The sequence below is a fragment of the uncultured Sphingomonas sp. genome (assembly GCF_964243315.1).
GTDB lineage: Bacteria > Pseudomonadota > Alphaproteobacteria > Sphingomonadales > Sphingomonadaceae > Sphingomonas.
In genome coordinates this window covers 1-25669 of record NZ_CAXTEM010000028.1, presented here as the reverse complement: position 1 = coordinate 25669, position 25669 = coordinate 1, and the positions used below count along the sequence as shown (strand labels likewise).

General features: G+C 66.6%; 17 protein-coding genes and 1 tRNA gene. 8 read left to right on the top strand and 10 right to left on the bottom strand.

The genetic code is table 11. The features are described from left to right. The first annotated feature begins 76 nt into the window (after positions 1-76). The 4 genes from ACFE77_RS09840 to ACFE77_RS09825 all read left to right on the top strand — a co-directional run bounded on the left by ACFE77_RS09840 (position 77) and on the right by ACFE77_RS09825 (position 4725). Positions 77-1657 carry a lysine--tRNA ligase gene (locus tag ACFE77_RS09840; protein WP_375421461.1) on the top strand — a complete coding sequence of 527 codons (1581 nt, stop codon included), beginning with the start codon at positions 77-79 and terminating at the stop codon, positions 1655-1657. 67 nt (positions 1658-1724) lie between these two features. Further along, positions 1725-2924, top strand: a complete 1200-nt coding sequence (locus ACFE77_RS09835; RefSeq protein WP_375421460.1) for an MFS transporter — start codon at positions 1725-1727, stop codon at positions 2922-2924. Next, positions 2921-4123, top strand: a complete 1203-nt coding sequence (gene nhaA / locus ACFE77_RS09830) for a Na+/H+ antiporter NhaA (protein WP_375421459.1) — start codon at positions 2921-2923, stop codon at positions 4121-4123. Before ACFE77_RS09835 ends, nhaA begins: the two co-directional genes overlap by 4 nt. 62 nt (positions 4124-4185) lie before the next feature. Next, entirely contained in the window at positions 4186-4725 is a 540-nt protein-coding gene (locus ACFE77_RS09825; RefSeq protein WP_375421458.1) for a hypothetical protein, read from the top strand. Between the two features lie 35 nt (positions 4726-4760). On the opposite strand, the gene ACFE77_RS09820 is transcribed toward ACFE77_RS09825, so the two are convergent. The 6 genes from ACFE77_RS09820 to ACFE77_RS09795 all read right to left on the bottom strand — a co-directional run bounded on the left by ACFE77_RS09820 (position 4761) and on the right by ACFE77_RS09795 (position 12206). After that, positions 4761-4946 carry a Trm112 family protein gene (locus ACFE77_RS09820; protein WP_375421457.1) on the bottom strand — a complete coding sequence of 62 codons (186 nt, stop codon included), beginning with the start codon at positions 4944-4946 and terminating at the stop codon, positions 4761-4763. Beyond that, complete coding sequence (locus ACFE77_RS09815; RefSeq protein WP_375421456.1) at positions 4943-5554, bottom strand: LON peptidase substrate-binding domain-containing protein; 612 nt, start codon at positions 5552-5554, stop codon at positions 4943-4945. The genes ACFE77_RS09820 and ACFE77_RS09815 overlap by 4 nt, the downstream gene beginning before the upstream one ends. Next, positions 5551-6447, bottom strand: coding sequence for a tetratricopeptide repeat protein (locus ACFE77_RS09810; protein WP_375421473.1), 897 nt, complete (start codon positions 6445-6447; stop codon positions 5551-5553). Before ACFE77_RS09810 ends, ACFE77_RS09815 begins: the two co-directional genes overlap by 4 nt. Before the next feature lie 62 nt (positions 6448-6509). Next, positions 6510-9971, bottom strand: coding sequence for an error-prone DNA polymerase (locus ACFE77_RS09805; protein WP_375421455.1), 3462 nt, complete (start codon positions 9969-9971; stop codon positions 6510-6512). Continuing rightward, positions 9968-11467: a DNA polymerase Y family protein gene (locus tag ACFE77_RS09800; RefSeq protein ID WP_375421472.1), complete on the bottom strand. Its 1500-nt coding sequence runs from the start codon at positions 11465-11467 to the stop codon at positions 9968-9970. Before ACFE77_RS09800 ends, ACFE77_RS09805 begins: the two co-directional genes overlap by 4 nt. Beyond that, positions 11427-12206: a hypothetical protein gene (locus ACFE77_RS09795; RefSeq protein WP_375421454.1), complete on the bottom strand. Its 780-nt coding sequence runs from the start codon at positions 12204-12206 to the stop codon at positions 11427-11429. The genes ACFE77_RS09800 and ACFE77_RS09795 overlap by 41 nt, the downstream gene beginning before the upstream one ends. Positions 12207-12342: 136 nt before the next feature. Between ACFE77_RS09795 and ACFE77_RS09790 the strand changes: the two genes are divergently transcribed. After that, positions 12343-12417, top strand: a tRNA-Gly gene (locus ACFE77_RS09790). 571 nt (positions 12418-12988) lie between these two features. On the opposite strand, the gene ACFE77_RS09785 is transcribed toward ACFE77_RS09790, so the two are convergent. From ACFE77_RS09785 to ACFE77_RS09775, 3 genes are all read right to left on the bottom strand, one after another. Further along, the gene (locus tag ACFE77_RS09785) at positions 12989-14179 is read right to left on the bottom strand and encodes a glycerophosphodiester phosphodiesterase (RefSeq protein ID WP_375421453.1); all 1191 of its coding nucleotides are present in this window, start codon (positions 14177-14179) and stop codon (positions 12989-12991) included. 210 nt (positions 14180-14389) lie between these two features. Then, complete coding sequence (locus tag ACFE77_RS09780; protein WP_375421452.1) at positions 14390-15541, bottom strand: hypothetical protein; 1152 nt, start codon at positions 15539-15541, stop codon at positions 14390-14392. Further along, positions 15538-18240, bottom strand: coding sequence for a TonB-dependent receptor (locus tag ACFE77_RS09775; RefSeq protein ID WP_375421451.1), 2703 nt, complete (start codon positions 18238-18240; stop codon positions 15538-15540). The genes ACFE77_RS09780 and ACFE77_RS09775 overlap by 4 nt, the downstream gene beginning before the upstream one ends. 145 nt (positions 18241-18385) lie before the next feature. Here ACFE77_RS09775 and ACFE77_RS09770 point away from each other — a divergent pair, with 145 nt between their 5' ends. Beyond that, positions 18386-19498 (top strand): ROK family transcriptional regulator, encoded by a 1113-nt coding sequence (locus tag ACFE77_RS09770; protein ID WP_375421450.1) that lies wholly within the window; start codon positions 18386-18388, stop codon positions 19496-19498. A gap of 39 nt (positions 19499-19537) precedes the next feature. Here ACFE77_RS09770 and ACFE77_RS09765 read toward each other — a convergent pair whose 3' ends face one another. Further along, positions 19538-22291, bottom strand: a complete 2754-nt coding sequence (locus tag ACFE77_RS09765) for a TonB-dependent receptor (protein ID WP_375421449.1) — start codon at positions 22289-22291, stop codon at positions 19538-19540. A gap of 179 nt (positions 22292-22470) precedes the next feature. Between ACFE77_RS09765 and ACFE77_RS09760 the strand changes: the two genes are divergently transcribed. Both ACFE77_RS09760 and ACFE77_RS09755 read left to right on the top strand, forming a co-directional pair. Then, positions 22471-24372: a methyl-accepting chemotaxis protein gene (locus tag ACFE77_RS09760; RefSeq protein ID WP_375421448.1), complete on the top strand. Its 1902-nt coding sequence runs from the start codon at positions 22471-22473 to the stop codon at positions 24370-24372. 34 nt (positions 24373-24406) lie between these two features. Then, the gene (locus ACFE77_RS09755) at positions 24407-25456 is read left to right on the top strand and encodes a DUF2332 domain-containing protein (protein ID WP_375421447.1); all 1050 of its coding nucleotides are present in this window, start codon (positions 24407-24409) and stop codon (positions 25454-25456) included. The last annotated feature ends 213 nt before the right edge of the window (positions 25457-25669 follow it).

The following is a 25669-nucleotide window of genomic DNA, read 5'->3' as shown; positions in this document are numbered from 1 at the left end:
CTTGCTGCCCCTCATCCTCGCGAAGACGCGGACCCCACCCCTAGCAGCGCCCCCACCCGCTCGCTAGGAGCCGGCCATGACCGACGATCTCCGCTCCGCCGCTCTCGACTCCAAGGCTTGGCCGTTCGAGGAAGCCCGCAAGCTGCTGAAGCGCTATCCGGACGGCAAGCCGGGCGGTGCGCCGATCCTGTTCGAAACCGGCTATGGCCCGTCAGGTCTGCCGCATATCGGCACCTTCAACGAAGTGCTGCGCACGACGATGGTCCGCAACGCGTTCCATGCGCTGTCCGATCAGCCGACCCGGCTGATCGCGTTCTCCGACGACATGGACGGCCTGCGCAAGGTGCCCGACAACGTCCCTAACGGCGCGATGCTCGCGGAATATCTCGGCAAGCCGCTGACCAAGGTCCCCGATCCGTTCGGCACCCACGACAGCTTCGCCGCGCACAACAATGCGCTGCTGCGCGAATTCCTCGATCGCTACGGCTTCGATTACGAGTTCGTGTCGTCGACCGATCAGTACAGCGGCGGCGTGTTCGACGAGGCGTTGAAGGGCGTACTGCGCGCGTTCCAGGGCATTCAGGACGTAATGCTGCCGACGCTGCGGGCGGAGCGCCGCGCGACCTATTCACCGGTGCTGCCGATCAGCCCGACCACGGGCGTGGTGCTCCAGGTCCCGGTCGAGGTCGTCGATGCCGAGGCGGGGACGATCGCCTTTATCGACGAAAGCGGCGAGCGCGTGGTGCAGTCGGCGCTCGGCGGGCTCGCCAAGCTGCAATGGAAGGTCGACTGGGCGATGCGCTGGGTCGCGCTCGGCGTAGATTACGAGATGGCGGGCAAGGACCTGATCGATTCGGTGACGCAGTCGTCGAAGATCGCACGGGTACTCGGCGGCCGACCGCCCGAAGGCTTCAACTACGAGATGTTCCTCGACGAGAAGGGCGAGAAGATCTCGAAGTCGAAGGGCAACGGCCTGACGATCGACCAGTGGCTGACCTACGGCCCCGACGAGAGCCTCGCCTTCTACATCTACCGCGAGCCGAAGAAGGCGAAGTCGCTGCACCTCGGGCTGATCCCGCGCGCGATCGACGATTACTGGCAGTTCCGCGGCAACTACCCCGACCAGCCGATCGCGCAGAAGCTCGGCAATCCGGTGCACCACGTCCATGACGGCAAGGTGCCCGCGGCGACGCTGCCGGTGACGTTCGGGCTGCTGCTCAACCTGGTCGGCGTGATGGGCGATGCGACCAAGGAACAGGTCTGGGGCTATCTGGCCAACTACGTGCCCGACGCATCGCCGCAGCGCGATCCCGAGCTCGACCGGCTGATCGGCTATGCGCTGGCCTATGCCCGCGATTTCGTCGTGCCGACGCTCGTGAGGCGCGCGCCGGTAGGTGCGGAGATCGCCGCACTCGAACGGCTCGACACAGATCTCGCCGCGCTGCCCGACAACGCGGGTGCGGAGGACATCCAGAACCTCGTCTACGAGATCGGCAAGACCGGCGGCTTCGCCGAGCTGCGCGACTGGTTCAAGGCGCTGTACGAAACGCTGCTCGGATCGTCGCAGGGGCCGCGGATGGGGAGCTTCATCGCGCTGTATGGCGTTGCGAACACCCGCCGCCTCATCGCCGAGGCGCTCGCGCGTATCGAAGACTAGCTTGGTTTTCGGGAACGAGCCGAGCGCCGGCCCGTTCTTGCTGCACCGCAACATCAGGAAGATCATCTTGGCTCGTCGTGCAGCCCCTGTCGGGCTCGTCCATTTCGCGCTCGCCGTCGGAGGCTTCGCGATCGGCACTACGGAATTCGCGGCGATGAGCCTCGAGCCCGATCTCGCGCGCGGGCTCGGCGTCTCGGCGCCGATGGTCGGGCATCTGATCAGCGCCTATGCGCTGGGCGTCGTGGTCGGTGCGCCGACGATTGCGGTGCTCGCCGCACGATTGTCGCGGCGGACGCTGCTGATCGCGCTGATGCTGGTGTTCGCGGTCGGCAACGGCCTGTCCGGGCTCGCCCCCGATTACCGCTGGATGCTTGGCTTCCGCTTCCTGGCGGGCCTGCCCCATGGCGCCTATTTCGGCATTGCGGCGCTGGTCGCGGCATCGTTGGTGCCGACGGAGAAGCGTACCATGGCGGTCGGCCGCGTGCTGCTCGGGCTCACCGTCGCAACGATCGTCGGCGTCCCGGTCGCGACCTGGCTCGGGCAGATCGCGAGTTGGCGGTGGGTGTTCGGGATCGTCGCGCTGCTGGCGCTCCTAACCGCGGCGCTGGTCGCGGCGTTTGCGCCCGCGGACGAGCCCGATGTCGGCGCGAGCCCGTTTCGCGAACTCACCGCACTGACGCGACCGCAGGTGTGGCTGACGCTGCTGACCGGCGCGATCGGCTTCGGCGGCCTGTTCGCGGTCTATACCTATCTTGCCTCGACGCTTGCCGAGGTGACGGGGGTAGGCGGGGCGACGATCCCGCTGGTGCTCGCCGCGTTCGGGGGCGGGATGACGCTCGGCAATTTGCTGGTGCCGCGCTTCGCCGATCGCGCGCTGATGCCGACCGCGGGCGCGCTGCTCGTCTGGATGGCGCTTGCGCTCGCCTTGTACCCGCTGGCGGCGGGCAATGTCTGGACGATGACGCTCGACGTCTTCGCGATCGGCTTCGGTGGAGCGCTCGGCACCGTGTTGCAGACGAGGTTGATGGACGTCGCGGGCGATGCGCAGGGGCTCGCCGCCTCGCTCAATCACAGCGCGTTCAACACCGCCAATGCGCTGGGGCCCTGGCTCGGCGGGATGGCGATCTCCGCAGGCTATGGCTGGACCTCCACCGGCTATGTCGGCGTCGCGCTGGCGGTGGGGGGGTTGGCGGTGTGGGTGTTGTCGGTGGCGCTCGATCGCCCGGCGCTTGTCCTCCGCCCCGCGGCGGCTACACGGGGCGGGTGACGCAAGCCAAACTCCGCCGCGAGCGCCCGTCGGCACTGCGCGCCTTCCTGTCGGGCGAGGCGCTCGGCGGTAGCGTCCTGATCATCGCCGCGGTGCTGGCACTGATCGCCGCAAACAGTCCCGCTGCGGTCGCCTATTTCAAACTCCTCCACCTGAAAACCGGCCCAACGCTGTCGCCGGGGATCGGCCCGATGACGGTCCATCTGTGGGTCAATGACGGCTTAATGGCGGTGTTCTTCCTGCTCGTCGGGCTCGAGAGCAAGCGCGAGTTCGTCGATGGCGAACTCGCCACCTGGAAGCGCCGCCGGTTGCCGGTAATCGCCGCGGTGGCTGGGATGGCCGCGCCGGCGCTGGTGTACCTCGCAGTCGCGGGGGGCGACCCGACGCTGCACCGCGGGTGGGCGATCCCCGCGGCGACCGACATCGCCTTCGCGATCGGCGTTCTGGCGCTGCTCGGGTCGCGGGTGCCGTCGTCGCTCAAGCTGTTGTTGACCAGCGTCGCGATCGTCGACGACATGGGCGCGGTCGCGATCATCGCGCTCGCCTATACCGACACGATCCACCTGCCATCGTTGCTGGCGGCGGTGGGTGTGATGCTGGTGCTCTATACCTGCAACCGCCGCGGCATCACCGCCTTGCCCGTCTACCTGATCGGCTTCGCGATCCTGTGGCTGCTGGTGCTGATGTCGGGCGTCCACGCGACCATCGCCGGCGTGCTCGCGGCGATGGTGGTGCCGGTCCGCCGGTCGCCCGGCGCCCCCGACGACGCCGGCTCGCCGCTCCACAGGCTCGAACACGCGCTTCATCCCTGGGTCGCCTATGCGATCGTGCCCCTGTTCGGGTTCGTCAACGCCGGCGTGTCGTTCGCGGGCAGCGGTATCGCGACATTGACCGAGCCGCTGGTGCTGGCGATCGCCTTGGGGCTGTTCGTCGGGAAGCAGCTCGGGATCTTCGGCGCGGTCTGGCTCGCCTGCCGCACCGGCATCGCGCGGATGCCCGCAGGCGTGACGTGGCGGCAGCTCTACGGCATGGCGCTGATCGCGGGGATCGGCTTCACGATGAGCCTGTTCATCGGCGGGCTCGCTTTCCCCGGCCGGCCCGAGCTGGTCGACGCGGTCAAGATCGGCGTTCTCCTCGGATCGACCCTGTCGGCGGTGGCGGGCGCGATCCTGCTCGCCAAGAAACCCGTACGGCGGTGACTTGACGAAATCAGCCGCACGGCCGAACGACTGCAGGTCAAGCGGCAATTGACGGGTAGCGGATGACGATCTCCCACGAACAACGGTTGCGCGATCTGGCGCGCGCGCTCGGGCTCGCCTGGCACGAGGGGTCGTTCGGCGCGTTCGAGGGTGAGCGGCGCGAGGATTATGCGCGGATGATCGTCGCGTCGCAGATCCTCGCCGACGAGAGCCGCCGCTCGCTCGGTCTCTGGATCGACGCCGCCCGGCGCGCGGGGATGAGTTGGGTCGATATCGGCGCGCTGCTCGGGATCAGCAAACAGGCCGCGCAACAGCGGTTCGGCGGTCAACGCGACGATGCCGAACCGCCCGCCGAGGCGATCGTCGTCAAGCTCGGCACGACGCCGCTCAGCGAACCGCAGATCCTGGCGCAGCAAGGCGCCGCACGCCGCGAGTTGATCGAGATCGGCACATTCCGGCTGATCTTCCAGCCGAGCGACACCGCCTGGGACTATTTACGCAGCGTCCGGCCGCTCGCGACCGACCGGCTGGAGTCCGAGAATTGGCAAGTGGCGGGACGCTGGTTCGTGTTCCATTACTACAAACGGCCGATCGCCGCCTGACAACGCGCCGCGATCCCGAGCGGCAGCGGGCACAGTCAGCCCAGCCGCCGCGCCTCTTCGATCAGCAGCACCGGAACCCCGTCGCGCACCGGATACGCCACGCCGGCCTCGTCCGACACCAGCTCCTGCGCCGCGGCGTCATAGCGCAGCGGCGTGCGCGTCGCCGGGCAGACCAGCCGTTCGAGCAGCCACGGATCGATCGGCGCTACCGGTTCGCTCATTGCAGCGTGACCCGTTCCTCGCCGTCGTGGCGACCGAAGAACTGCATCAACTGGATCGTCAGTTCGGCGCGGGTTTCGATATCGGTCGCCTCGAGCAACGCCTGCTTCGCGGCCGTGTCGAACGGCGCGATCTGGGCGATGCCGTTGACCAGGCTCTCGTCGTCCAGCCGCGCGACCGCCTCCCAATCGACCGAATAGCCTTGGGCATCCGCGAACCGACGCGATTCGATCTCGAGCGACGATCGCCGTCCCAACGACAGCGTTTCGCCCGTCAGCACCGGCAGCAGTTCGGCCTCGACCTGGCGAAAGGCGGTGGTGACGTCGAGCTCGCGGATTACCCGGAACAGCGCCAGTCCTTCGAGGATCAGATTGTAGCGCCCGTCGTCGAGCGCCTCGACCTCGGCGATGCGGCCGACACAGCCGATCGCGTAGAGCGACGGCTTGTCGCCCTCTCCCGATGGCTGGATCATTCCGATCCGCCGGTCGCGCGCCATCGCATCGGACACCATCGCGCGGTAACGCGGCTCGAAGACGTGGAGCGGCAGGTGCATGCCCGGGAACAGCAAGGCTCCCGGCAGCGGAAAGATCGAGAGGCGGGTGACGGTCATCCGAACAGGATCGCGGAGAGGCGCCGGCGCTGCGCCGAGACCCACGGGTCTTCTAGCCCGACGACCTCGAACAGCTTCAACAATTGCTGGCGGGCGGCGCCGTCGTTCCAGTCGCGATCGACCTGGATGATGTGGAGCAGCGTATCGGCAGCGGCATCGCGGTCGCCGTTCGCGACCTGGCCGTTGGCGAGCGTGAAGCGCGCGTCCAGATCGTCGGGCGCGGCCGCGACCGCCGCGATCAGCGGCGACAGGTCGTCGACCGGCGGCGCCGACTGCGCGAGCGCGAGCGCCGCGCGCGCCCGCTCGATCGCGGGATCCTTGGCCAGTGCGTCGGGCAGCAACGAGACCATCGCCTCGGCCTCGTCGGTACGCCCGCCCGCGACCAGTGCGCGGATCCGGCCCGACACCACCGCTGGATGCTCGGGCGCCATCTCGACCAGCTGGTCGAAGATCGCGAGCGCGCGCTCCGCATCGCCGCCCGCCAACACTTCCTCGCCCATCGCGATCAGCGGCTCGAGTTCGGCCTCGGCGTTCGTCGCCTCCGACTGGATCGGCAGCTGCTTCAGCAATTGATCGAGGATCACGCGCAGCGCCGATTCGGTGCGCGCGCTGGTCATGTCGGCGACGAGCTGGCCCTGGAACATCGCATAGACCGTCGGGATCGAACGGATCTGGAATTGCGCGGCGATGAACTGGTTCTTGTCGGTATCGATCTTGGCAAGCACCACGCCCTTGTCGGCATAGTCCGCGGCGATCTTTTCCAGCGTCGGCGACAGCGCCTTGCACGGGCCGCACCATTCCGCCCAGAAATCGATGATCACCAATTTGGTCATCGACGGTTCGACGACGTCGCGACGGAACGTCTCGACGGCTTCCTTCTCGGCAGGCGACATACCTAGCGTGGCCAATGATTGCTCCCGTGATTGCGTGGGCCCTATTTGGGGGAGCGGGCGGGTTAATGAAAGTCCCGCGACTTGGGCATCACGCGAACTTCGCGCGGATGGGAGGCGCGATGTTCCCGGCGTGGTCCGCCGAGCGGGTCGCGATTGGGCTGCGGATGAACCACCTCATCGCCCCGCGCGAGTGGCGGCGTGGTGACGTGATCGGACGACAACCGCGACAATTCGTCGCTGCGATCGCGTACCCGGTTGGCGATCAGATGCGTGACACCTTCCTCGCTGCGCTGGATCACGCCCTCCATCACCATCAGCCGTGCGGCCATGACGTCGCGGCGATTGGCCTCGAAATCGCGTGCCCAGATCAGCCCGTTGGTGATGCCGGTCTCGTCCTCGATCGTCACGAAGATCGCGTTGCCCTTGCCGGGGCGCTGCCGGACCAGCACGATCCCGGCGACACGGGCACGGCTGCCATCCTTCGCCCGCGCCGCCTCCGCGCTGGAGATGATGCCCTCGCGGCGGAACATCGCGCGCAGGAAGGTCATCGGGTGGTCCTTCAGCGACAGGCGCAGCACTTGGTAATCCGCCGCGACCTGTTCGGACAACGGCATCGCCGGCAGCTGTGCGTCGGGCTCGTTGCCGAGTTCGGGCGCGTCGGCGGCGGCGAATAGCGGCAACTGCTTGGGCGGAGTCCGCCGCACCTCCCACGCGGCATCGCGGCGATCCTTGGCGATCGACCGGAACGCATCGGCATCGGCGAGCAGGTTGAGCGCGCGGGTCGGCAGGTTCGCACGGGTGGCGAGGTCTTCGATCGATGCAAAGGGGGAGGTGCGGGCCATGACGAGGCGATTGGCCCATTCCTCGCGAAATCCGTCGATCTGACGAAACCCGATCCGGAGTGCAAATTCCTCCCCGATTCGGGGAGGGGGACCATGCGAAGCATGGTGGAGGGAGCTCTCCACAAGCGCCACGCTCGCGGAAAGCCCCCTCCACCCTTCGCCTTTGGCGAACGGTCCCCCTCCCCGTGCCGGGGAGGATTCTAGGCTGTTGTCCCAGTCACTATGGTTCACATCGACCGGCAGGATGCACACGCCATGGTCGGCGGCATCCCGCACCAGCTGCGCCGGCGCATAAAATCCCATCGGCTGCGAATTGAGGATCGCGCAGGCGAACACCGCGGGCTGGAAGCATTTGATCCACGACGACACATAGACCAGCCGCGCGAACGACAGCGCATGGCTTTCGGGAAAGCCGTAGCTGCCGAAGCCCTCGATCTGCCGGTAACAGCGCAGCGCGAAGTCCGCGTCATAGCCTCGCCTCGTCATCCCCGCGACGAGCTTGGCCTCGAAATTGTCCATCGCACCGACATGCCGGAACGTCGCCATCGCGCGGCGCAGCTGGTTGGCCTCCTCCGGCGTGAACTTGGCGGCGACGATCGCGAGCTTCATCGCCTGTTCCTGGAACAGCGGCACGCCATAGGTGTCGCCGAGCAGCTGGCGAAGTTCGTCGGGGGGGCCGTGATGGCGCGACGGCGAGGGGAACTCGACCGGCTCCTTGCCCGCGCGGCGCCGCAGATAGGGGTGGACCATGTCGCCCTCGATCGGCCCCGGCCGGACGATCGCGACCTGGACGACGAGGTCGTAGAGTTTGCGCGGTTTCAGCCGCGGCAGCATGTTGATCTGCGCCCGGCTCTCGACCTGGAACACGCCGATGCTGTCGCCCTTGCAGAGCATGTCGTAGACCGCCGGGTGCTCGTCGTTGGCGATCGTCTCCAGCGCGTGGTCGCCGAGCCCATGATCGCGCATCAGGTCGAACGCCTTGCGGATGCAGGTGAGCATGCCGAGGGCGAGGATGTCGACCTTCATCAGGCCGAGCACGTCGATATCGTCCTTGTCCCATTCGATGAAGGTGCGGTCCTTCATCGCGCCGTTATGGATCGGCACGGTCTCGTCGAGCCGGTCATGGGTGAGCACATAGCCGCCGACATGCTGCGACAAATGCCGCGGGAATTCGAGCAGTTGGTTGACCAGGTCGGCGAGCCGGATGATCTCGGGATTGTCTGGATCGAAGCCGGTCTCGCGGAAACGCTTCTCCTCGAACCGGTTGGAGAAGCTGCCCCACACGGTGCTGGTCAGCCGCTGGGTGACGTCCTCGGTCAGCCCCAATGCCTTGCCGACTTCGCGCACCGTGCTGCGCGGGCGGTAATGAATCACGGTCGCCGCGATCGCCGCGCGGTGGCGGCCGTAGCGGCGATAGATATACTGCATCACCTCCTCGCGCCGCTCATGTTCGAAATCGACGTCGATATCGGGGGGCTCGTCGCGTTCGGCGGAGACGAAGCGCGAGAATAGCAGATCGTGGCGCATCGGATCGACCGAGGTGATGCCGAGCACGTAGCAGACCACCGAGTTCGCCGCCGATCCGCGCCCCTGGCAGAGGATCGGCGGCTCGACCGATCGCGCGAAGCGGACGATGTCGTGGACGGTCAGGAAGTAATGCGCGTATTTCCGCTCGCGGATCAGCGCGAATTCCTCGTGGAGCTGCGCGATCATCTTGTCCGGAACATAGCCGTCGCAGCGCTCGATCGCATGCTGCCAGGCGAGATGTTCCAGCCAGTCCTGCGCCTCCCATCCGGCCGGTACCGGCTCGTGCGGATATTCGTAGCGCAGGTCGTCGAGCGTGAACGCGATCCGGTCGATGATCTGCCGGCTCTGCGCGATCGCATCGGGCTGCGCCGCGAACAGCCGCGCCATCTCCTCGGGCGCCTTCAGATGCCGCTCGGCATTGGCGGCGAGGATCCGCCCGGCCTTGTGGATCGTGGTGCCCGTGCGGATGCAGGTGACGATGTCGTGGAGCTGGCGGGTATCGGCGGCGGCGTAGAGCGCGTCGCAGGTCGCGAGCAGCGGCACCCCCGCGGCGGTGGCGATGCGCGCCAGCCCGGCGAGCCGGCGCGCGTCGCTGCCATGATGCGGCATCGTCGCGCCGAGCCATACCCGGCCGGGCGCGGCGTCGTTCAGCACCGCGAGCGTCGCGGGCAGCCCCGGATCGACGCGCATCGGCGGCAGGATCGCGTCGCCCGCAGGCACCGAGTCGTTGCCGCTCGCATCGGGCACCGCGATCAGCAACAGATCCTCGGCATGGCGTTCGAGATCGCCGAGGCCGAGGATGCACCCGCCCTTTACCGCACGCCGATTGCCGAGCGTGAGCAACCGGGTCAGCCGTCCCCACCCGAACCGCGTCGCGGGATAGGCGACGATGTCGGGCGTGCCGTCGGTGAACACCAGCCGCGCGCCGACCACCAGCCGGAAGTCGATCGGCGGCAGATCGAGCCCGAGCAGCCCCAGCCGCGCCTTCTTCAGCGCGTCATGCGCGCGCACCACGCCAGCGACGGTGTTGCGGTCGGCGATCCCGATCCCGCTCATCCCCAGCGCGACCGCTTGCGCGACCATATCCGACGGGTGCGACGCGCCGTGAAGGAACGAATAATTGCTCGCCGCCACCAGTTCGGCGAAGTCGGTCATGCAAACAAGCCGTGGACGTACCAGGCCGGATCGTCCTGCTCGGCGTAGAGGCCGTGGCGGAAGATCCACAGCCGCCGGCCGCGGCGATCCTCGATCCGGTAATAGTCGCGGGTCGGGATCGTGGCGTCGTGACGCCGCCACCATTCGCCCGCGATCCGCTCCGGCCCCTCCGCGCGCGCGACATCATGCACCGTGCGCCGCCACCTGAACCGTCGCGGCGGGCCGTCGGGCACCTCGTGCATCACCTGTTCGATCCGTTGCGGGGGATCGAACAGATAGATCGGGCGCAGCGGCGGCTCCCCCGCATCGGGCGCCGGCCACGCGCCCACCATCGGCGGCGCGGCGGCAGGCAGCATCAGCTCGGCCTGTTCGGGAATATGGCTGTCGCGCGGCGCGAACCGGCGCACCCGCTCGCGCCCAAGCCGGGTCGACAGCCGATCGACCAGTTCGGCCATCCCCGCCGCTTCGGCGCTGCCCTGGACCAGCTTGCCGCCTTCGAGCTGGAGCTGCGATGCGCCCAACGTCTCGGCGAGCGCTATATCCAGCCGGATCAGGTCGTAGCCGAAGCCGGGGTCGAGCGGATCGGCGAGCGCGTCGATCCGCTCCCGGAACAGCCGCATCAGCAGCGCGACGTCCCGCGTCGGCTGCCCGGTCTCGACGCGCAGCCGCTGGACCTGGCCATCGGCGCGGAACAGCCGCACCTCCCAGCGCCGTCCACCCTGATGACGCTCGCCGAGCAGCCGCGCGGCCTCGTCGGCGAGCGATGCGATCACCTCCAGTGCATAGTCGGTGCGTGCGATCGGCTCGGCGAAGCGCCGCTCTACCCCGATCGGCGGGGTCGCCACCCGCGGCGCGATCGGCCGATGCACCTCGCCGTTCAGCCGTCTGACCGCGGTCGCCGCCGCCTCGCCGAAGCGCGCCGCGATCGTCGCGAGCGAGCGCGTCATGACGTCGCCGACAGTCTTCAACCCGGCACGCGCGAGCGCTCCCGTGGCGTCCTCGTCGAGCCCCAGCGCCGCGACCGGCAGCCGGCGCACCGCGCGCTTCTCGTCGGGGGCCGGGGCGCCGGCGAACCGCGCGAGGGCGCACGCCACCTCGGGGGTGTCGCCGAACGCGTGGCGGACCAGCACGCCGCGCCGCGCCAGCCGCGCCTCGACGTCCGCAGCCAAAGGGCGCTCGCCCTCGAACGCGTGCACGCACCCGGCGATGTCGAGCACCAGCCCATTGGGCGGATCGAGCGCCACCGAGGGCGTATAGCGGACGCAACCGTCCGCGAGCCGCTCCAGCCAGTCTAGATCGGCATGGTCGTCCTGCGGATGCACCTCTAGCTCGGGCACCCGCGCGCGTGCATCCGCCAGCGTCAGGCCGGCTTGCAGTCCGAGCCGTGCCGCCGCCAGATCGACCGCGGCGAGCCGCACCGCATTGCCGACGCTTGTCGTGAACGCGATCGGCGGCTCATCCCGCCCGACGAACAGGTGCGGCCGGGTGGCGCGCAACCGCTCGACCGGCAGCCACGGGAAGACCAGCGCCAGGTAGCGCCGCGCGCTCGGCGCCGACGAGGGGGACGAAACACTTGGCATCACGATTCCACTCCACGCGCCAGCGGGCGCCCGGCGGGCCCCCGCGCCGACGCAGCAATTCGATGTCGAAGGCAGGCAGGCCCGGCGCACCCGCCTCCAGCGCGGCAGAGGCGACCGACGTCACTCCCCAGCGGCTCGCCGCCGCACTGGGCGACGGCTCTGCACCGACCCGCAGCGACAGCACGGTCACCCCCGACGCTTCCGCCGCCAGCATCAGCCGCCTGGTTGCGGTCAGGTCGATTCCCGGCGCACGCCCCCATGCCTCGATCAGCAGCGTGCCGAGACCGGTACACCGCGCCGCATCCGCCGCCGCGCGCAACAGCGCCGCCTCGTCGGCGACCACCACCACCACGATGCGATCGGCATCGAGGCCGAGTTCGGCGAGCCCGCTAGCGTAGAGCCTCCCCGCCTGGCGTTCGCACGCCTCGGTACGGATCCACACCATCGGCAAGGCCCCTGCCGCCATCGCCAGCGCGATCGCGAACCCGGCGCCACTTGCCGCATCTCCTTGATCGCAGGCGTAAAGTTCGTGAAACTGGGCAGGCACGAAGCCCGACTCCAGCCACGCCGACGCCGGCCGCAGATCGGCTTGCGCCGACGCACCACCAACGGCAACGCTGCGCAATCGTGCGATCAGGGCAGACGACTCGGTCATATGCGTTCTTGTAATGTTCTTATTGGTGAGTCGCCAAGCATGAATCTGTTCGGCGAAGGGTTGCAGCCCACGAAGGTGGATGCTAGTGGCCCCGCCTCCACCCGCCCGGAGGGTTTCTTCCGGGCATGGCGCCAGAGCGGGCGTAGCTCAGGGGTAGAGCACAACCTTGCCAAGGTTGGGGTCGAGGGTTCGAATCCCTTCGCCCGCTCCAGTTTTCGTTAGCGGAAACAGCGGTCCTAGGCCGATGCTGCCTTCCAGGCTGGTATTGGCAACCATGCCAGCTTTATTCGATCGAGCTTTGCCCTTCTCGGCCCGCTTGGCCGTCGACTCTCCTACGGCATTCCTGGCGCGTCGATCGCTGGGGATGACGCGTAATCAGGCATGGATTTCTGACGCTCCAGCATCCTCTGCTCGCTGGCCCGCATGTCTGCCTGGGTGCCACGTTCGAGCGCGGCCTCGACCGCTGGATCGGGTAAGGAGACGCCGTCCAACGCGGCACCGTCCCATCTTGTATCCGCAACTGCGCCGGCTAGGTCGACTGCCGTGTCTGGCGGCCGAACCGCCGCACGGCCAGCACTGCCTAAGGCGGCAACGACGACGATGTCGTCGCGTCTCTCCGGTGAATTCTCGCTAGTTCGATCAGCGATTATGGCGATCATCAGACCTAGGAGTACTGCACCGACCGGCAATATCCGCCTCATTGTCATACATCCTTCAATCGCTCGAAGTCGTGAAGCTAGGCAAGCCGACGCAACTCAGTTGCGCCGGCTTACCCAACCTATTCAGCACAGATTGGCGGTGAATCTGTCAAAGTTGGTATCCCATTTCTTGGCATCCGCATTCCCCATCACATCCCAGACGATGTAATCGGGCCTGACTCTCGAGTTGGCCGCGAAATCGGCTTTTGCTTTCCGTGCTTCCATGCTGAATGAGACTGCACCGACCCTTGTCGACTGGAACGAGAAAAGCCTGCATGTTCCGCTGATCTTCCGGCCCGCATCCGGATTGGGCACGATCGTCATCGTCTTGCGGCCATGCGACTGTGCCCAATTGATCGCCTGTAGAGCACCCGCGGTCGCGCGGATGTCCTGCGCGGGAACGCTAGCGCTTACGATCGGCATCTGTGCCGCGTCTCCATGCTGAGCCTGGGCGTCCGCCCAACATTGAAGGTAGGTGTCGATCGGCAGCGTCCTGCCGAATGCGTATACCCCCAAATTATTGTCGTCATATATATCGAGCTCGCCGTCGTTGATTTGGGGAATGATCTTCACATAAGATAGATTGTTCATTTTGGCATAATTATAACAAGTATCGGCACCATTATACGCGTACCGAGCTTCGTTGGAGAGAGCTTTGCTGGCGAAGAACTTCAGATAGACGTTATTTGTCATTTGCAGGCTTCTTACGATTGACGCCGCAGCCGTCAATATCTTGTTGTCTTGTACATCCAGGATGATCATGAAATTTCTGTTAGAAGCGATATCTGGGCGACGCGACTTCACCCTAGAGAGCATGTCCCTCAGCTCCAAAACGGTTGAAGCAGTGTCTGGAGAAAAGTTACTTAGCAATTTGCCGTTTCTACCGTAGATCTTTAGGTATAGCTCGTCCAATTGCGATGGCCGAATGGTGTTGAACCAAATCGGCGATGGCGCTTTCTGGAGGTTCAATGCGATTTCGACCGGATTCATGGCGCCAGACGCCCCATCCTTTTTCGTAGCTCTGTTCGTAATCATATCATGGGTGACGATCACGCCTCCTGATGCATCAAGGCGGAGATCGAGTTCTACTCCTTTGAGACCGAGATCATAAGCGCGCGTGAGCGCTCCAAAGGAGTTCTCCGGCAGCGCCTTGGAATCGTTTACATCGTGGAACACGCCGCGATGTGCAATAACGTCGAAAGCCGAAGCGCTGCTGGAGGACAAGACGATGCCCGCCATCGCAAACAATCCGGTGAGTTTTTTACGAAATAGCATAGTATCAGCTCCTTTGTTTGTCATGGTCTGATATTGACTTGCATGTATCGTTGTTATTCACGGAGCATCATATTCTCCTCTCGCTGGCACTAACGTGAGCGACCTTATCGATAGCGGGGAGCACCGGATTTGCGGGCGGCGTGGTATCGACGGACGACGCCGATCGGCGATTGGTGCGGTGGGACACCGCCCGATCCCCGACCGCAGCAATCATCTGTTGTTCGGTGACTCACCCCGAAAAGGATCGGAATGGTTAGCTACTTCGTCGGGCACGAAGTTGGACGGGCTAGCTGGGGGCGCGGTCTCTGGCGATGTCAGCTTGCCGGTATCTGGATCGTAGCGGAACGTTTCGACGACATCGTCGGTGGCGACGGTGAACACGCCGCCCGCGAGATCGTCTTTTACCGACAGACGACGAGGACCAGCATTTCCGCATAGGACCGTCGCTCCGTCCTCGAAACCGCCAGTTCCAGCCGGGCGGATCAGGCAGGCAGGACCGGCGGGACGGCCGATCTCCAGCCAGCCCTCGAGCGTGATGCGGTGATAATAGAGGCCGGTGCCGTCGGGGCCAATGGTGGTGAAGGTATCGCCGCGCCCGAAGCGGCGCTCGGTGCCGGGAATGCCTTTCACGCCGGCCAGATTATGCGTCAGCAAGCCGTCCGCGCCGATGTAATAATGGCCGATCTGCGTGCCGGCGTTGCGCGGCCAGCGCAGGTGCATGTGGATGTGCGGCGGCGCATCGACATGGGCGTGCGGCGCATTGGTGTCGAAGCCCATCACCTGGATCCGGCCGAGGTTGCGGCGCTCGGCCTCCTCGCCCAGACCCAGGTCGCGGATGACCTGGCGCTGGGCGAATTCCAGCACGTCGGCCGCCCGGCGCTCGGCTTCCGGGAACCGGCCGGTGGCGTAGGCGCCCGCGCGGCGCGCGGGGTCGGCATGTTCGAAGCGTAGGACCATGCCCGGCTCGACGATGTGGCTTGCCACTTCCGCTGCGGTGATGGCGTCGCCGGTCAGCGGCGGCAGCGCCACGACGATCGCGTCCCTGCCCTGCTGGAACGGCAGTTCGCCGTTTTCCAGCAGGACGCGGCGGACCGCATCGCGCGGGCCGGTGAACCGCAATTCGAGCGACCGCCGCCGCGGCACCGCCAGCGCGATCACCGTCTCGCGCGCGTTTTCGGCATTGTAGAGCGGCGTGGCGACCGGCGTGCAGGCCCGGCAGGAGGCCGGGTCGAAGCGCGCGACGGCAGTGGCAGCGGATCCCCGCTTCACGAACTTCAGCACGATCGTCACCGAGGTTTCGGCCGCCGGGAGTGCGGCCGAACAGCACAGCGCCGCGATCGCGGCCAGCCATGCCCGCCTCACAGCCGCGGCTTCCACGACAGGCCGAGCCAGAAGGTACGACCGACCGGGAAGAAGTAGTTCACATAATCGCGGCCCGTGCCCTGGCGAACGATGAAGGGCTCCTTGGTCAGGTTCTGCACCTGCGCAACCAAGTCGAGCCCTTCGCGCACCACCAGCCGCGCCTGCACATCGACCTGCTGGCGCGGTTCCTGGTACAGGTCGCGCGTCGGCGTGTCGCCGTCGGCGGATTGCAGCGCGCGCCCGATGCGGTTGTACGAAGCGCGCAGTTCGAGCGGCCCGGTCGCGTAGAAGACGGTCAGGTTGGCGATATACTCGGGCTGCTGGATCAACCCGCTGGTCTCGCGCGTGGCCGGCGATCCGGCGGCGACCCCGGCCGGGCTGACCGGCTGCCGGTACGATCCGTCGAGCAGGGTGAAGTTCGCGTTGAGGCCCAGGCCGGGCAGCGCCGCGATGCGATCCATCGTATAGCCGACCTCCAACCCCTTCACCTTTGCCGCCGCGGCATTGCGCGGCGTGCTGATGAACACGTTCGGGTAAGTGACGCCCTGGAATGTGGTCGGTGGTCCTTGCTCGGTGCTGACGAAGATCTCGTTCCTGATGTCCTTCACGAACCCGGCGACCGACAGCATGCCGCCGCCCATGTACCATTCGTAGGACAGGTCGTAATTCCACGCCTCGCGCGGTTGCAGGTCGGGGTTGCCGGTGTTGATCGTCAGCGTGCTGCCGTCGGTGCCGATGCCGAAGGACGTGCGGGCGGCGTATTGGCTATAGTCGGGACGGCCGATCGTCTTCGACACGCCGGCGCGCACCCGCATGCCCTCGTCGAGCTGATAGGTGGCGAGTGCCGAGGGCAGCCAATATGCATAGTCGGTCGTGCGCCGCGTCGGCGCATTGGCCGTCGCGGCCGCCGTGGTCGGCTGGTTGGTGTCGATCACCAGATGGGTGCTGTCATAGCGCAGGCCCGCCTGCGCGTCGAAGCGATCGGCGCGGAACAGCGCCTGTGCATAGGCTGCCTTGGTCGTTTCCAGATCGCGGAAGTCGTCTGCGGCGTTGTTGGCGAACTGCGGAGTGGCGACGAACGCACTGCGCCTGGCCTCGAACAGCTGCCATGCCGCCGGGCGGTCGACCAGGAGGTATGGAACGCCCGGCGTCATGTAGGTCGTCGGGCGCTGATCGTAGATGATCCCCTGCAACGAGCCGACGACGGTCTGCGCCGCGGCAGTGGCCGGCACAAATTCCGCATAGCGCTGGTCATAGGAAAGATCGGCTTGCGTCACCGCCGCGCCGATATTGGCGCCGAACCCGCGATCCGCGCCGGCCGCGTTGAAGCCGAGATTCACCTTCGCGAAATCCACCGTCGAATCGAGATCGCGATTGATGCTGCGATAGTAAAGCGCCCGGTAGCTGTCCGGGTTGGCCGCCGCCGCGGTATCGTTGATCGTCAGGCGCGGCCGGCCGCCGGCGATTTCGTAGCTGTAGCCATAGGCCGGAAGGAAGTTCGACGTCGCAGCGCCGGGGCGCGGGGCGGTGTCGTATTTTATCATCTCGCGCAGTTCGCGATATTCGGCCTTCGACCGCGCGAGCGTCGTGTCGAGCACCACGCCGCTTCCGAAATCATGGCGGCCCTTCAGGTCGACCAGCCAAGTGTCGCGCGTGACCGGCTGATAGGTCACTCCCTGCTGGATATTGCCCAGCGCGAAGCTGCCGGTGGTGGCGGTCACGTTCCGCCGCGCGCCGGTCGGCGTGGTCAGCACCTCGTAGCGGCTCTCGGTATCCTTGTCGTGATAATAGCCGCCGAACAGCGACAGTTCGGTCGCATCGTCGGGCCGCCATTCCAGCTTCAGATTGCCGCTGAGCCGGGTGCGCATGTTCTCGAAGAAATAATCCTGGTTGCGCACCGGGACCAGTAAGCCGTTCGATCGGTTCGGAAACGGCGTGCGCGCACCCGTAGCGGTGAAGTACGACCAGCCCGCGCCGCCGGTGTCGCCGGGCAGTTCGGCACGCGCGGTGGAGGGCAGCCGCTGATATTCCACCGAGGCGACGATGCCGAAGTCGCGGTTCGCGCCGAAGCGCCCCGCCGCGGTCGCATCCGCGCGAACCGCCGCGCCACCGCCGCGTATCAGCTTGCCGGCGGTGTCGTTATAGCCGCCATTGGCGTTGACGACGAGGAAGCGGTCGCCGCGCCCGTCGAACGCGCTTTTGGACACGATGTTGATCTGTCCGCCCAGCGCGTGCGGATCATATTGCGCGGTGACGCTCTTGATCGCTTCGATCCGCGATACGAGCGAGGCGGGCAACATATCCAGCCGCGCGCCGCGAAACACCCAGTCGGGTGAGGCAAGCGGAATGCCGTCGATCGTGACGAGATTGTAGCGCGGGTCGAGCCCGCGGATCGTCGCGCGCTGATATATGTCGCGGTTCTTGGTGGGGTCGGCACCGCCCACCACCGACACGCCGGTGATCCGCCGGCTGGCCTCGACGATGTTGAGGTCGGGCAGGCGGCCGACATCGTCCTGCGACACCGCATCGAGTATGACAGCGGACTCGCGCTTGGCCCTCGTCGCAGACTGCTGCGACGCGCGATAGCCGGTGACGACGATGTCCAGACTCTCCGCACCGTTATCCGATATCGGTGGTGGGCTTTGCGCAAGCGCGGGAATTCCGGCAAGCATCGTGCCTGCCAGTAAGCGGCAAGCCAATGGTGTTCTATAGCCCATCTCGAATCATCCCCTCTGCCCGATGTTATCCTTTATATATCCTGCTGTATGATATTATTGTGACGGCACGTCCAGGTGGGTTTCTGCTTCCAAGGAAAGCGACCGAGATGCGGATCGGCGATTGACGATGACGACAGGATTATCCGCGCGTGCGCGCATCGTGCTCGCCGCGATCAGCCGCCACGGCAGCGTCTCGCGATCGATCCTGATCCGCGAATGCAGCCTCTCCGGTACGGCGATCTTTCGCGCGACGGAGGAACTCGAGGCTGCCGGACTGGTGCGGGCGGGCGATCCGGTCGCCGCCGGGCGGGGCCAGCCAAGCACGACGATCCATATCGAAGCCGACGCCGCCTTCGCGCTCGGTCTCTCCGTGATGACCGACCGCGCCGATGTCGTCCTGCTCGACCTGGCTGGTCACGTCCGCGCGCGGCGGGAGGTGACCATCCCGGGAATGCCGCGCGTCGCCGTACTGGATGCGGCGGCCACCTTCGGGATCGATACGCTGACGTTGCTGGGTATCGGATCGCGCAGGTTGAAGGGGCTCGGGATCGCGGTCGCCGGGTTCTTCGTGGCGACCGATACGGTCAATCCGGGGAAAGAACTCGACGACTGGGCGCTGGTCGATCTCCGGGCGGCTGCGTCACGTCAGCTTTCCCTCCCGGTCGCGATCGAGAACATCGCCAGCGCCGCGGCGTTGGGCGAACGACTGCTCGGCACCAGCGCGCGCTACGCCAGTTCCTGCTACGTCAACGTCGCGGCGGGGATCGGCGCGGGCGTCATCGTCGACGGGGCGCTGATGCGCGGGCGACATGGCAACGCCGGCGAGATCGAAGGGCTGTTCGCGCTGGCCGGGCGCGTTCCGCCCAGCCTCGCGACGCTACGCGCCTGCCTAGCCGATCACGGTGTGGCGAGCACCGGGATCGCCGACATGGTCGCTCGGTTCGATCCGGCCTGGGCCGGCGTCGATGCCTGGCTCGCTGACCACCAATCGAGCTTCTCCTACCTGTTCGGCGCGCTCCGCTACACGCTGGATTGCGAAGCGCTGATCCTCGGCGGCCGATTGCCGCGCATCTTGGCGCGCCGGATCGTCGATGCGGTCGACTGGCCCGAGGAACTGCGGCCGGCCCGTCGCGCCAGACCCGCGCCAGCGACCATCTTGGACGTCGCCAGCCTCGAACCCGACCTTGCCGGACCGCTCGGGGCGGCGTCGTTGGTGTTCCACCGAACGCTGTTCGATTGACCGCACGCGAACGCCCAAGAGGCTGACGCCGCTCGCGCATCAGTAGCGCGAGCGTAGCGTCACGCCGAAGGTGCGCGGTTCGGCGAGGAAGGCGGAGAACAGCGAGTTGCCGGCGGCGAAGGCGGGTGCGCCGAAGGCCTGGACCTGCTGTTGCCCGCCGGCACCCTGATAGGGGGCGGAGAAGGCGACCTGCTGATAATTGGTGTCGAGCAGGTTCTGCGCCCACAATTCGATCGACCAACGTTGCTCGCGGCCACGCAGACCGACCCGCGCGTTCATCAGGAAGAAGCCGTCCTGGCCCTTTTCGACGAACAGATCCGAACCGGTGTTGTAATCACTGGTCATGCGGCCGTCGACATAGAACAGGCCGGTCAGGCCCGAACCGCCCACTTCGGGCGTCCAGGTCAGCGCGCTGGTAACGGTGTGCTTGGGCGCGTTGGACAAGCGGTTGCCCGGCAACAGGAACAGCGTGGAGTTCAGCGCCTCGCCGGCGTCGCTGCCGACCAGATCGTTCTGATATTTCGCGTCGGCCAGCGTGTAGCCCAGGTTCACCGCGAAATTGGGCGCCGGGGACAGGCCGACTTCCAATTCGAACCCTTGAGTGACCACGCCGTGCTTGGCCTGGCCGGTGCAGGCGCCGGTGACCGAGCTGTTATCGCGGTCGGCGCCGTTCAGGCTGGCGTCGCACGCACCGATATTCTGCACGATGAAGTTGGTGCCGTTGAATATGTTGAGCTGGAAATTCTTGAACTCCGAGCGGAAGGCGGCGACGTTCGCGGTGAATTGCCGCGAGGAGTATTTGAAGCCAGCCTCATAGGCCCTGACCGTCTCGGGATCGAATCGCAGGTTCGATGCCGACGCCGAAGTCGGCGTGGTGAAGGCGGTGGTGCTGAGATCCGAACGATCGAGGTTGAAGCCACCCGCCTTGTAGCCGCGTGCGAACGACGCGTAGAGCAGGGTACTCGGCGTGGCCTTCCACGATATGACTCCGGTGCCGGTGAACTGGCCCTCCTTGAGGCTGTCCTGGATCGGCACGCCGGTCAGCGCCGAGGTGGAATGGCCGACGCAGGTCAGCGTGATGATGCCGCCCGCCAGCGACTGCAGCGTCGTATTGGGGCTGGCCAGCAAGGGGCGCAGCGCCGCCTGCTGGGCCGGGCACACGGTGTTGTTGTTGTTGAACCGCGCGTCGAGCGACTTGCTCTCGTTGGTGTAGCGCACGCCCGCGGTCAGGTTGAGCGTGTCGGTGACCTTGAAGATATTATGCGTGAAGAAGGCGAAGTTGCGGCTGGTCTGGTCATAGACGTCGCGAATGCTGCCCAGGTCGTTGAGCGTGCTCAGCCGATCGAGCCCGGCGATGATCTGCGGCCCGACCGCGGGAGTCAGCACGGCGCGACCCGCGCCGCTGAGGCAGCCGGGGTTGGCCGGGTTCTGCAACGCTGCGGCGGGATTGATGGTGGCGACGATCCGGCACGCCGCGAACGCGCCATATTGGCTGCCGAACCTCGTATTATCGACCGATTGCAGCTTTTCATGCGCATAATAGCCGCCGATCAGCCAATCGAAACGGTTGTCGAACAATGATCGGCTCAGTCGGCTTTCCTGGCTGAAGGTATGGAACCGGCGGTAATTGTTGCCGTCGTCGGGACGATAGGTGAGATCGACGTTGTTGTAATCGATATCGGTCGCACCGCCCGACTTATACTCGCGATAGGCGGTGATCGAGATCAGCTGGGCGTTGCCGAAATACCAGCCGACCCGTGCCGACACGCCGTAATCGGTGGTGATGTTCGAATAGGCCCGGCCGCGCGTCTGGGAGATCTGGCGGTTATAGGGATCATTCTGGCTGGGCAGCACGCCGCCCAGGCTGCGCAGGATCGGCAGGATGCGGTTCTGCGGGGCGACGGTGAAGTCGCCGGGCACGCCGGGCGTCGGATCGATCTTTTCGCGCGTATCGACATAGACCGCGCCGCAGCATTTCTCGTCGCGGCGGGTGTAATCGCCGATCACCCGGATCGAGAAATCCTTGTCGGGCTTGAAGAACAGCTGGCCGCGCACGAACACGCGGTCGCGGTTGTTATAGTCGGTGTCGTTGGTGACGTCGTAGAGGAAACCGTCGCGCTTGCTCGCCGCGGCGTCGACGCGGAACGCCAGGACATCGTCGATGATCGGGCCGGTCAGTGCGCCGGCCAGACGGACGGCGTTGTAATTGCCGTAGCTCACCTCGCCATAGCCGCCGAACTTGAATTCGGGATATTTGGTGTAGATGCTGATCGCGCCTGCCGACGAGTTGCGGCCGGATAGCGTGCCCTGCGGCCCGCGCAGCACCTCGATCCGCTCGACTTCGCCCAGGTCGTTCAGGCCCGCGCCGGTGCGGCTGCGATAGACGCCGTCGATGAACACCGCGACCGAGCTTTCCAGGCCGGGATTGTCGCCGACCGTGCCGATGCCGCGGATACGTGCGGTGGCGTTCGCTTCCGATCCCGTCGACGAAACCAGCAGCGACGGCGCCAGTTGCGCCATCTGGCGGATGTCCGTGGCGCCGGCATTCTGCAGCCTCTCGTTGTTGAACGCGCTGACCGCGATCGGCACGTTGGACAGGCGTTCGGACCGCCGAGTCGCGGTCACGACGATATCGCCGGTGTTGGCCGTCGCTGCCTTCTTGGCAGCAGCCTCCTTCGTCGTGTCGGCCGGCGCATCCAGCGGCCGCAACCCTTGCGCCTGGGCCGGCGCGACCACGAGAATGCCGGTGGATGCCAGCAGCAGACAGATTGATTTACCGGAAAGCTTGGTCACGCGTGTTCGCCCCTTCGAAGTTCGCAGGCGATCTAGAGCGAGCACAGTTAACGATCCATTTCTTATCCTATATTCTTTTCAGTAGACTAACCTCGGTTGCGATTGAGTACGGCAGCGCGCACCGGCATGCTGCGTATCATCCTAAAATGACGGCATATATGATAGGGTAGGACAACCTTATGACGATTTCCGGCGGGTCGGTGGCCCGGACCCTGCCCAATCCGGCGCAGACCATGACGAAGGCGTTGAACATCCCCCGGAAGCTGGGACTGTCCTTCCTGCTGATCTGCCTCGCGGCGGCGGCGATGATGCTGGTCTTCTATACCAATATCGCAAGCATCCGCAGCTCGACCGACGGCAACAATTTCAGCCAGTCGGTCTATGCCAAGGCGCTGACGCTGGAAACGTCGATCCTGCGCCAGAACAGCCAGTTTCGCGGCTTTCTGGTGACCGGCGACGAAACCTATCTGAAATCCTATGGCGAAGCGCGCGACGAATACGATACGACCTCGCGCGAACTGAAAGCGATGCTGACCGACCCCGCGCTCCGCGCGCTGGTGGTCGAATCGCGCGCGGAGACACTGAAGTGGCGCCAAAAGTGGGGCGACCGGCTGATCGATCTGGTGCGCGACAGCCGGCGCGACGATGCGCAGGCGGCGGTGCGATCGGCGGGTAAGGCAGTGCTGGTCAGCGCCGCGGCACTGCCGTTGCGCGCGGTGCGCGATGCCGAGACCAAGTCGCTCGAGCGCAATTCCGCGCAGCAGGAAACCGCGATCGTCACCGCGAAAACCACATTGGCCGTCGGCGGGATCGCCCTGATCGGCCTTGCCGCGACGCTCGCGCTGCTGCTCGGCCGGATCATCGCGCGCCCGGTGACGGCGCTGACCCGGACCATGCGCGACCTGGCCGCGGGCAAGCAGGATGTCGCCGTCCCGCATATCGATCGCGGCGACGAACTGGGCGACATGGCGCGCGCGATCCTGGTGTTCCGCGAGGCGGCGGTCACCAAACAGGCCGACGACGTTGCCAAGGCGAAGGCCGACGCCGAACAGGCGGCGGTGGTGGAAACCGTATCGACGCACCTCGCCGAACTGTCCGCCGGCGACCTGACCACCACGATCGATGTCGAATTCGCCGGTCAATATGCGATGCTGAAGGCGAACTTCAACGGCGCCCTGGCAAAGCTGCGCGGGTTGATCGGATCGGTCGCGGAAAGCGCGGCGTCGATCCGCACGGGCTCCGGCGAGATCGCCCAGGCGGCCGAGGATCTGGCCCGCCGCACCGAAAGCAACGCGGCCTCGCTCGAGCAGACCGCGGCGTCGGTGACGCAGATGGACGGTCGGCTGCGGCAGTCGGCCGTAGCGGCGACGCGCACCGTGCAGCGCGCCGACGAAGCGATCGCGACCATCGGCGACGGTCGTGCCGTGGCCGACGAAGCGGTCCAGGTCATGAGCCGGGTATCGGACAGCGCCAAGGGCATCGACAGCGTGATCGAGGGTCTGGACAAGATCGCGTTCCAGACGCGCGTGCTGGCGATGAACGCCGCGGTCGAGGCCGGGCGTGCGGGCGACGCCGGTCGCGGCTTCGCGGTGGTGGCCGATCTGGTGTCGGCACTCGCGATGCGTGCCGAGGAAGAAGCCAAGCGCGCGCGCGACCAGCTCACCGCCACGCAGACCGATATCGCAACCGCCGTCGGTGCGGTCCAGCGCGTCGACGGCGCGCTCGCCGACATCGCCGGCGACGTCAGCGAGGTGCATGAACTGCTGGCGACGATGGCGGCGGACAACCAGGCGCAGGCCGCGGCCATCGCGGAAATCTCGGCGGCGATCGGCATGATGGACCAGTCCACCCAACAAAATGCCGCGATGGTCGAGGAAACCTCTGCCGCCGCACGCAACCTGGCAGGTGATGTGACCGGCCTGACCGAACAGGCGGCTCGCTTCAAGACCGGTCGCGACCGAGGCACCGGCGGCACCGCGGCGGCGTCCCGGGGCGGCGGGTTCGAACCGGCGCCGCCGCAAGCCAAGCGCGCGCTGGTGCGGGCACCGGCGGAGGCGGACCATGGCTGGAACGCATTCTGATCGAGGGTGCGCCGTCATCGCTCCGGATCCCGGCATGATCGAGGCGGCGTCGCGGCGTCGCGGCGAACTGGCACGTCAGGCCGGCCTGATCCGCGCTTTGGGTTCGCCGTTCGTCGCTGCGGTCCTGGAGGCCGGCGAGCGGCAGCTTCATCGCGCGCCGCGCACCGCCGCCTTGATCGCGGACTGGCCCGGCGACCCCGCCGAGGCGGCGCTGGCGATGCGCTTCAACGCCGCGATCCACGCGCTGGCGCGGCGCGGCGCGTCGCCGGCGCTGACCGAACTCCACGCCCGCCTGGATGGCGCATTCGACGCGACGCTGGGCGAAACGATGGCGGCCGAGGATGCTTTCATCCACCATTGGATGCTCCGTCCGACGCAGACCAACGAAGTCGGTCGTGCAGCGGCGATCGTCGCCGCGCTGATGGTCGCGCGGCGCCGTTTCGACCTGCCGGTCGAGCTGCTTGAACTCGGGTCCAGCGCCGGGTTGAACCTGAACCTTGCCGACTATGCCTATGACCTGGGCGGGGTTCAGGCCGGCGCGCGGGCGTCGCGATTGCGGATCGCACCGGCCTGGAGCGGGCCGCCGCCGCCACTGGCACCGGTCGAGGTGGTTTCGGCGCGCGGCGTCGATCTCTGCCCGCTCGACGTCGCGGATGCGGCGACTCGTGAGCGGCTGCTCTGCCATGTCTTCGCCGACCAGCCCGAACGCGCCGATCGGCTGCGCGAGGCGTTGGCGCTGGCGCAGCAGCGCCCGCCGCAAGTCGATCGCGGCGATGCGGCGACTTGGCTCGCGCGGCGCCTGTCGGACCCGCAACCCGACGGACGCGGCCGCGCGGTATTTCATTCGATGGTCTATCAATATCTGAACGCAGACGATCGGCGCGCCGTCGTCGTCGCGATGAAAGACGCCGGAGCGCGCGCCGACGCGCGGCGGCCATTGTTCTGGATACGCTTGGAATGGACCGCCGCGCGCAGTGCGGTGCAGCTGTTGCTGACGACCTGGCCGGACGGGGAAACCCGCCAGCTCGCCACCTGCCATCCCTATGGCGCCGCGATTGCATGGGACCGCGACGCCTGGAGGTGAGGTGATCCCGGCATTGAACGGCAGCCAGGCTATCTCAGGCGTAAGCGAACACGCCTCGAGCGCACCATAGCCTGATCGTTCTCTCGCGAAGGCGGGAGCCCAGTGCTGGGTCCCCGCCTTCGCGGGGACACAATGGTTGCTGGGCTCCCGTTCTCCTCAGAAGTCCTTCCAGTCGTCCGCGGATGCCGGCGTCAGTGCGGCGACCGCGGCGGC

Excerpts from the sequence above, each read along its gene's own strand:
- ACFE77_RS09840 (WP_375421461.1), top strand. The coding sequence starts at position 77 with ATGACCGACGATCTCCGCTCCGCCGCTCTCGACTCCAAGGCTTGGCCG.
- ACFE77_RS09825 (WP_375421458.1), top strand. The coding sequence starts at position 4,186 with ATGACGATCTCCCACGAACAACGGTTGCGCGATCTGGCGCGCGCGCTC.
- ACFE77_RS09820 (WP_375421457.1), bottom strand. The coding sequence starts at position 4,946 with ATGAGCGAACCGGTAGCGCCGATCGATCCGTGGCTGCTCGAACGGCTG.
- ACFE77_RS09815 (WP_375421456.1), bottom strand. The coding sequence starts at position 5,554 with ATGACCGTCACCCGCCTCTCGATCTTTCCGCTGCCGGGAGCCTTGCTG.
- ACFE77_RS09810 (WP_375421473.1), bottom strand. The coding sequence starts at position 6,447 with ATGTCGCCTGCCGAGAAGGAAGCCGTCGAGACGTTCCGTCGCGACGTC.
- ACFE77_RS09805 (WP_375421455.1), bottom strand. The coding sequence starts at position 9,971 with ATGACCGACTTCGCCGAACTGGTGGCGGCGAGCAATTATTCGTTCCTT.
- ACFE77_RS09795 (WP_375421454.1), bottom strand. The coding sequence starts at position 12,206 with ATGACCGAGTCGTCTGCCCTGATCGCACGATTGCGCAGCGTTGCCGTT.
- ACFE77_RS09785 (WP_375421453.1), bottom strand. The coding sequence starts at position 14,179 with ATGCTATTTCGTAAAAAACTCACCGGATTGTTTGCGATGGCGGGCATC.
- ACFE77_RS09770 (WP_375421450.1), top strand. The coding sequence starts at position 18,386 with ATGACGACAGGATTATCCGCGCGTGCGCGCATCGTGCTCGCCGCGATC.
- ACFE77_RS09760 (WP_375421448.1), top strand. The coding sequence starts at position 22,471 with ATGACGATTTCCGGCGGGTCGGTGGCCCGGACCCTGCCCAATCCGGCG.
- ACFE77_RS09755 (WP_375421447.1), top strand. The coding sequence starts at position 24,407 with ATGATCGAGGCGGCGTCGCGGCGTCGCGGCGAACTGGCACGTCAGGCC.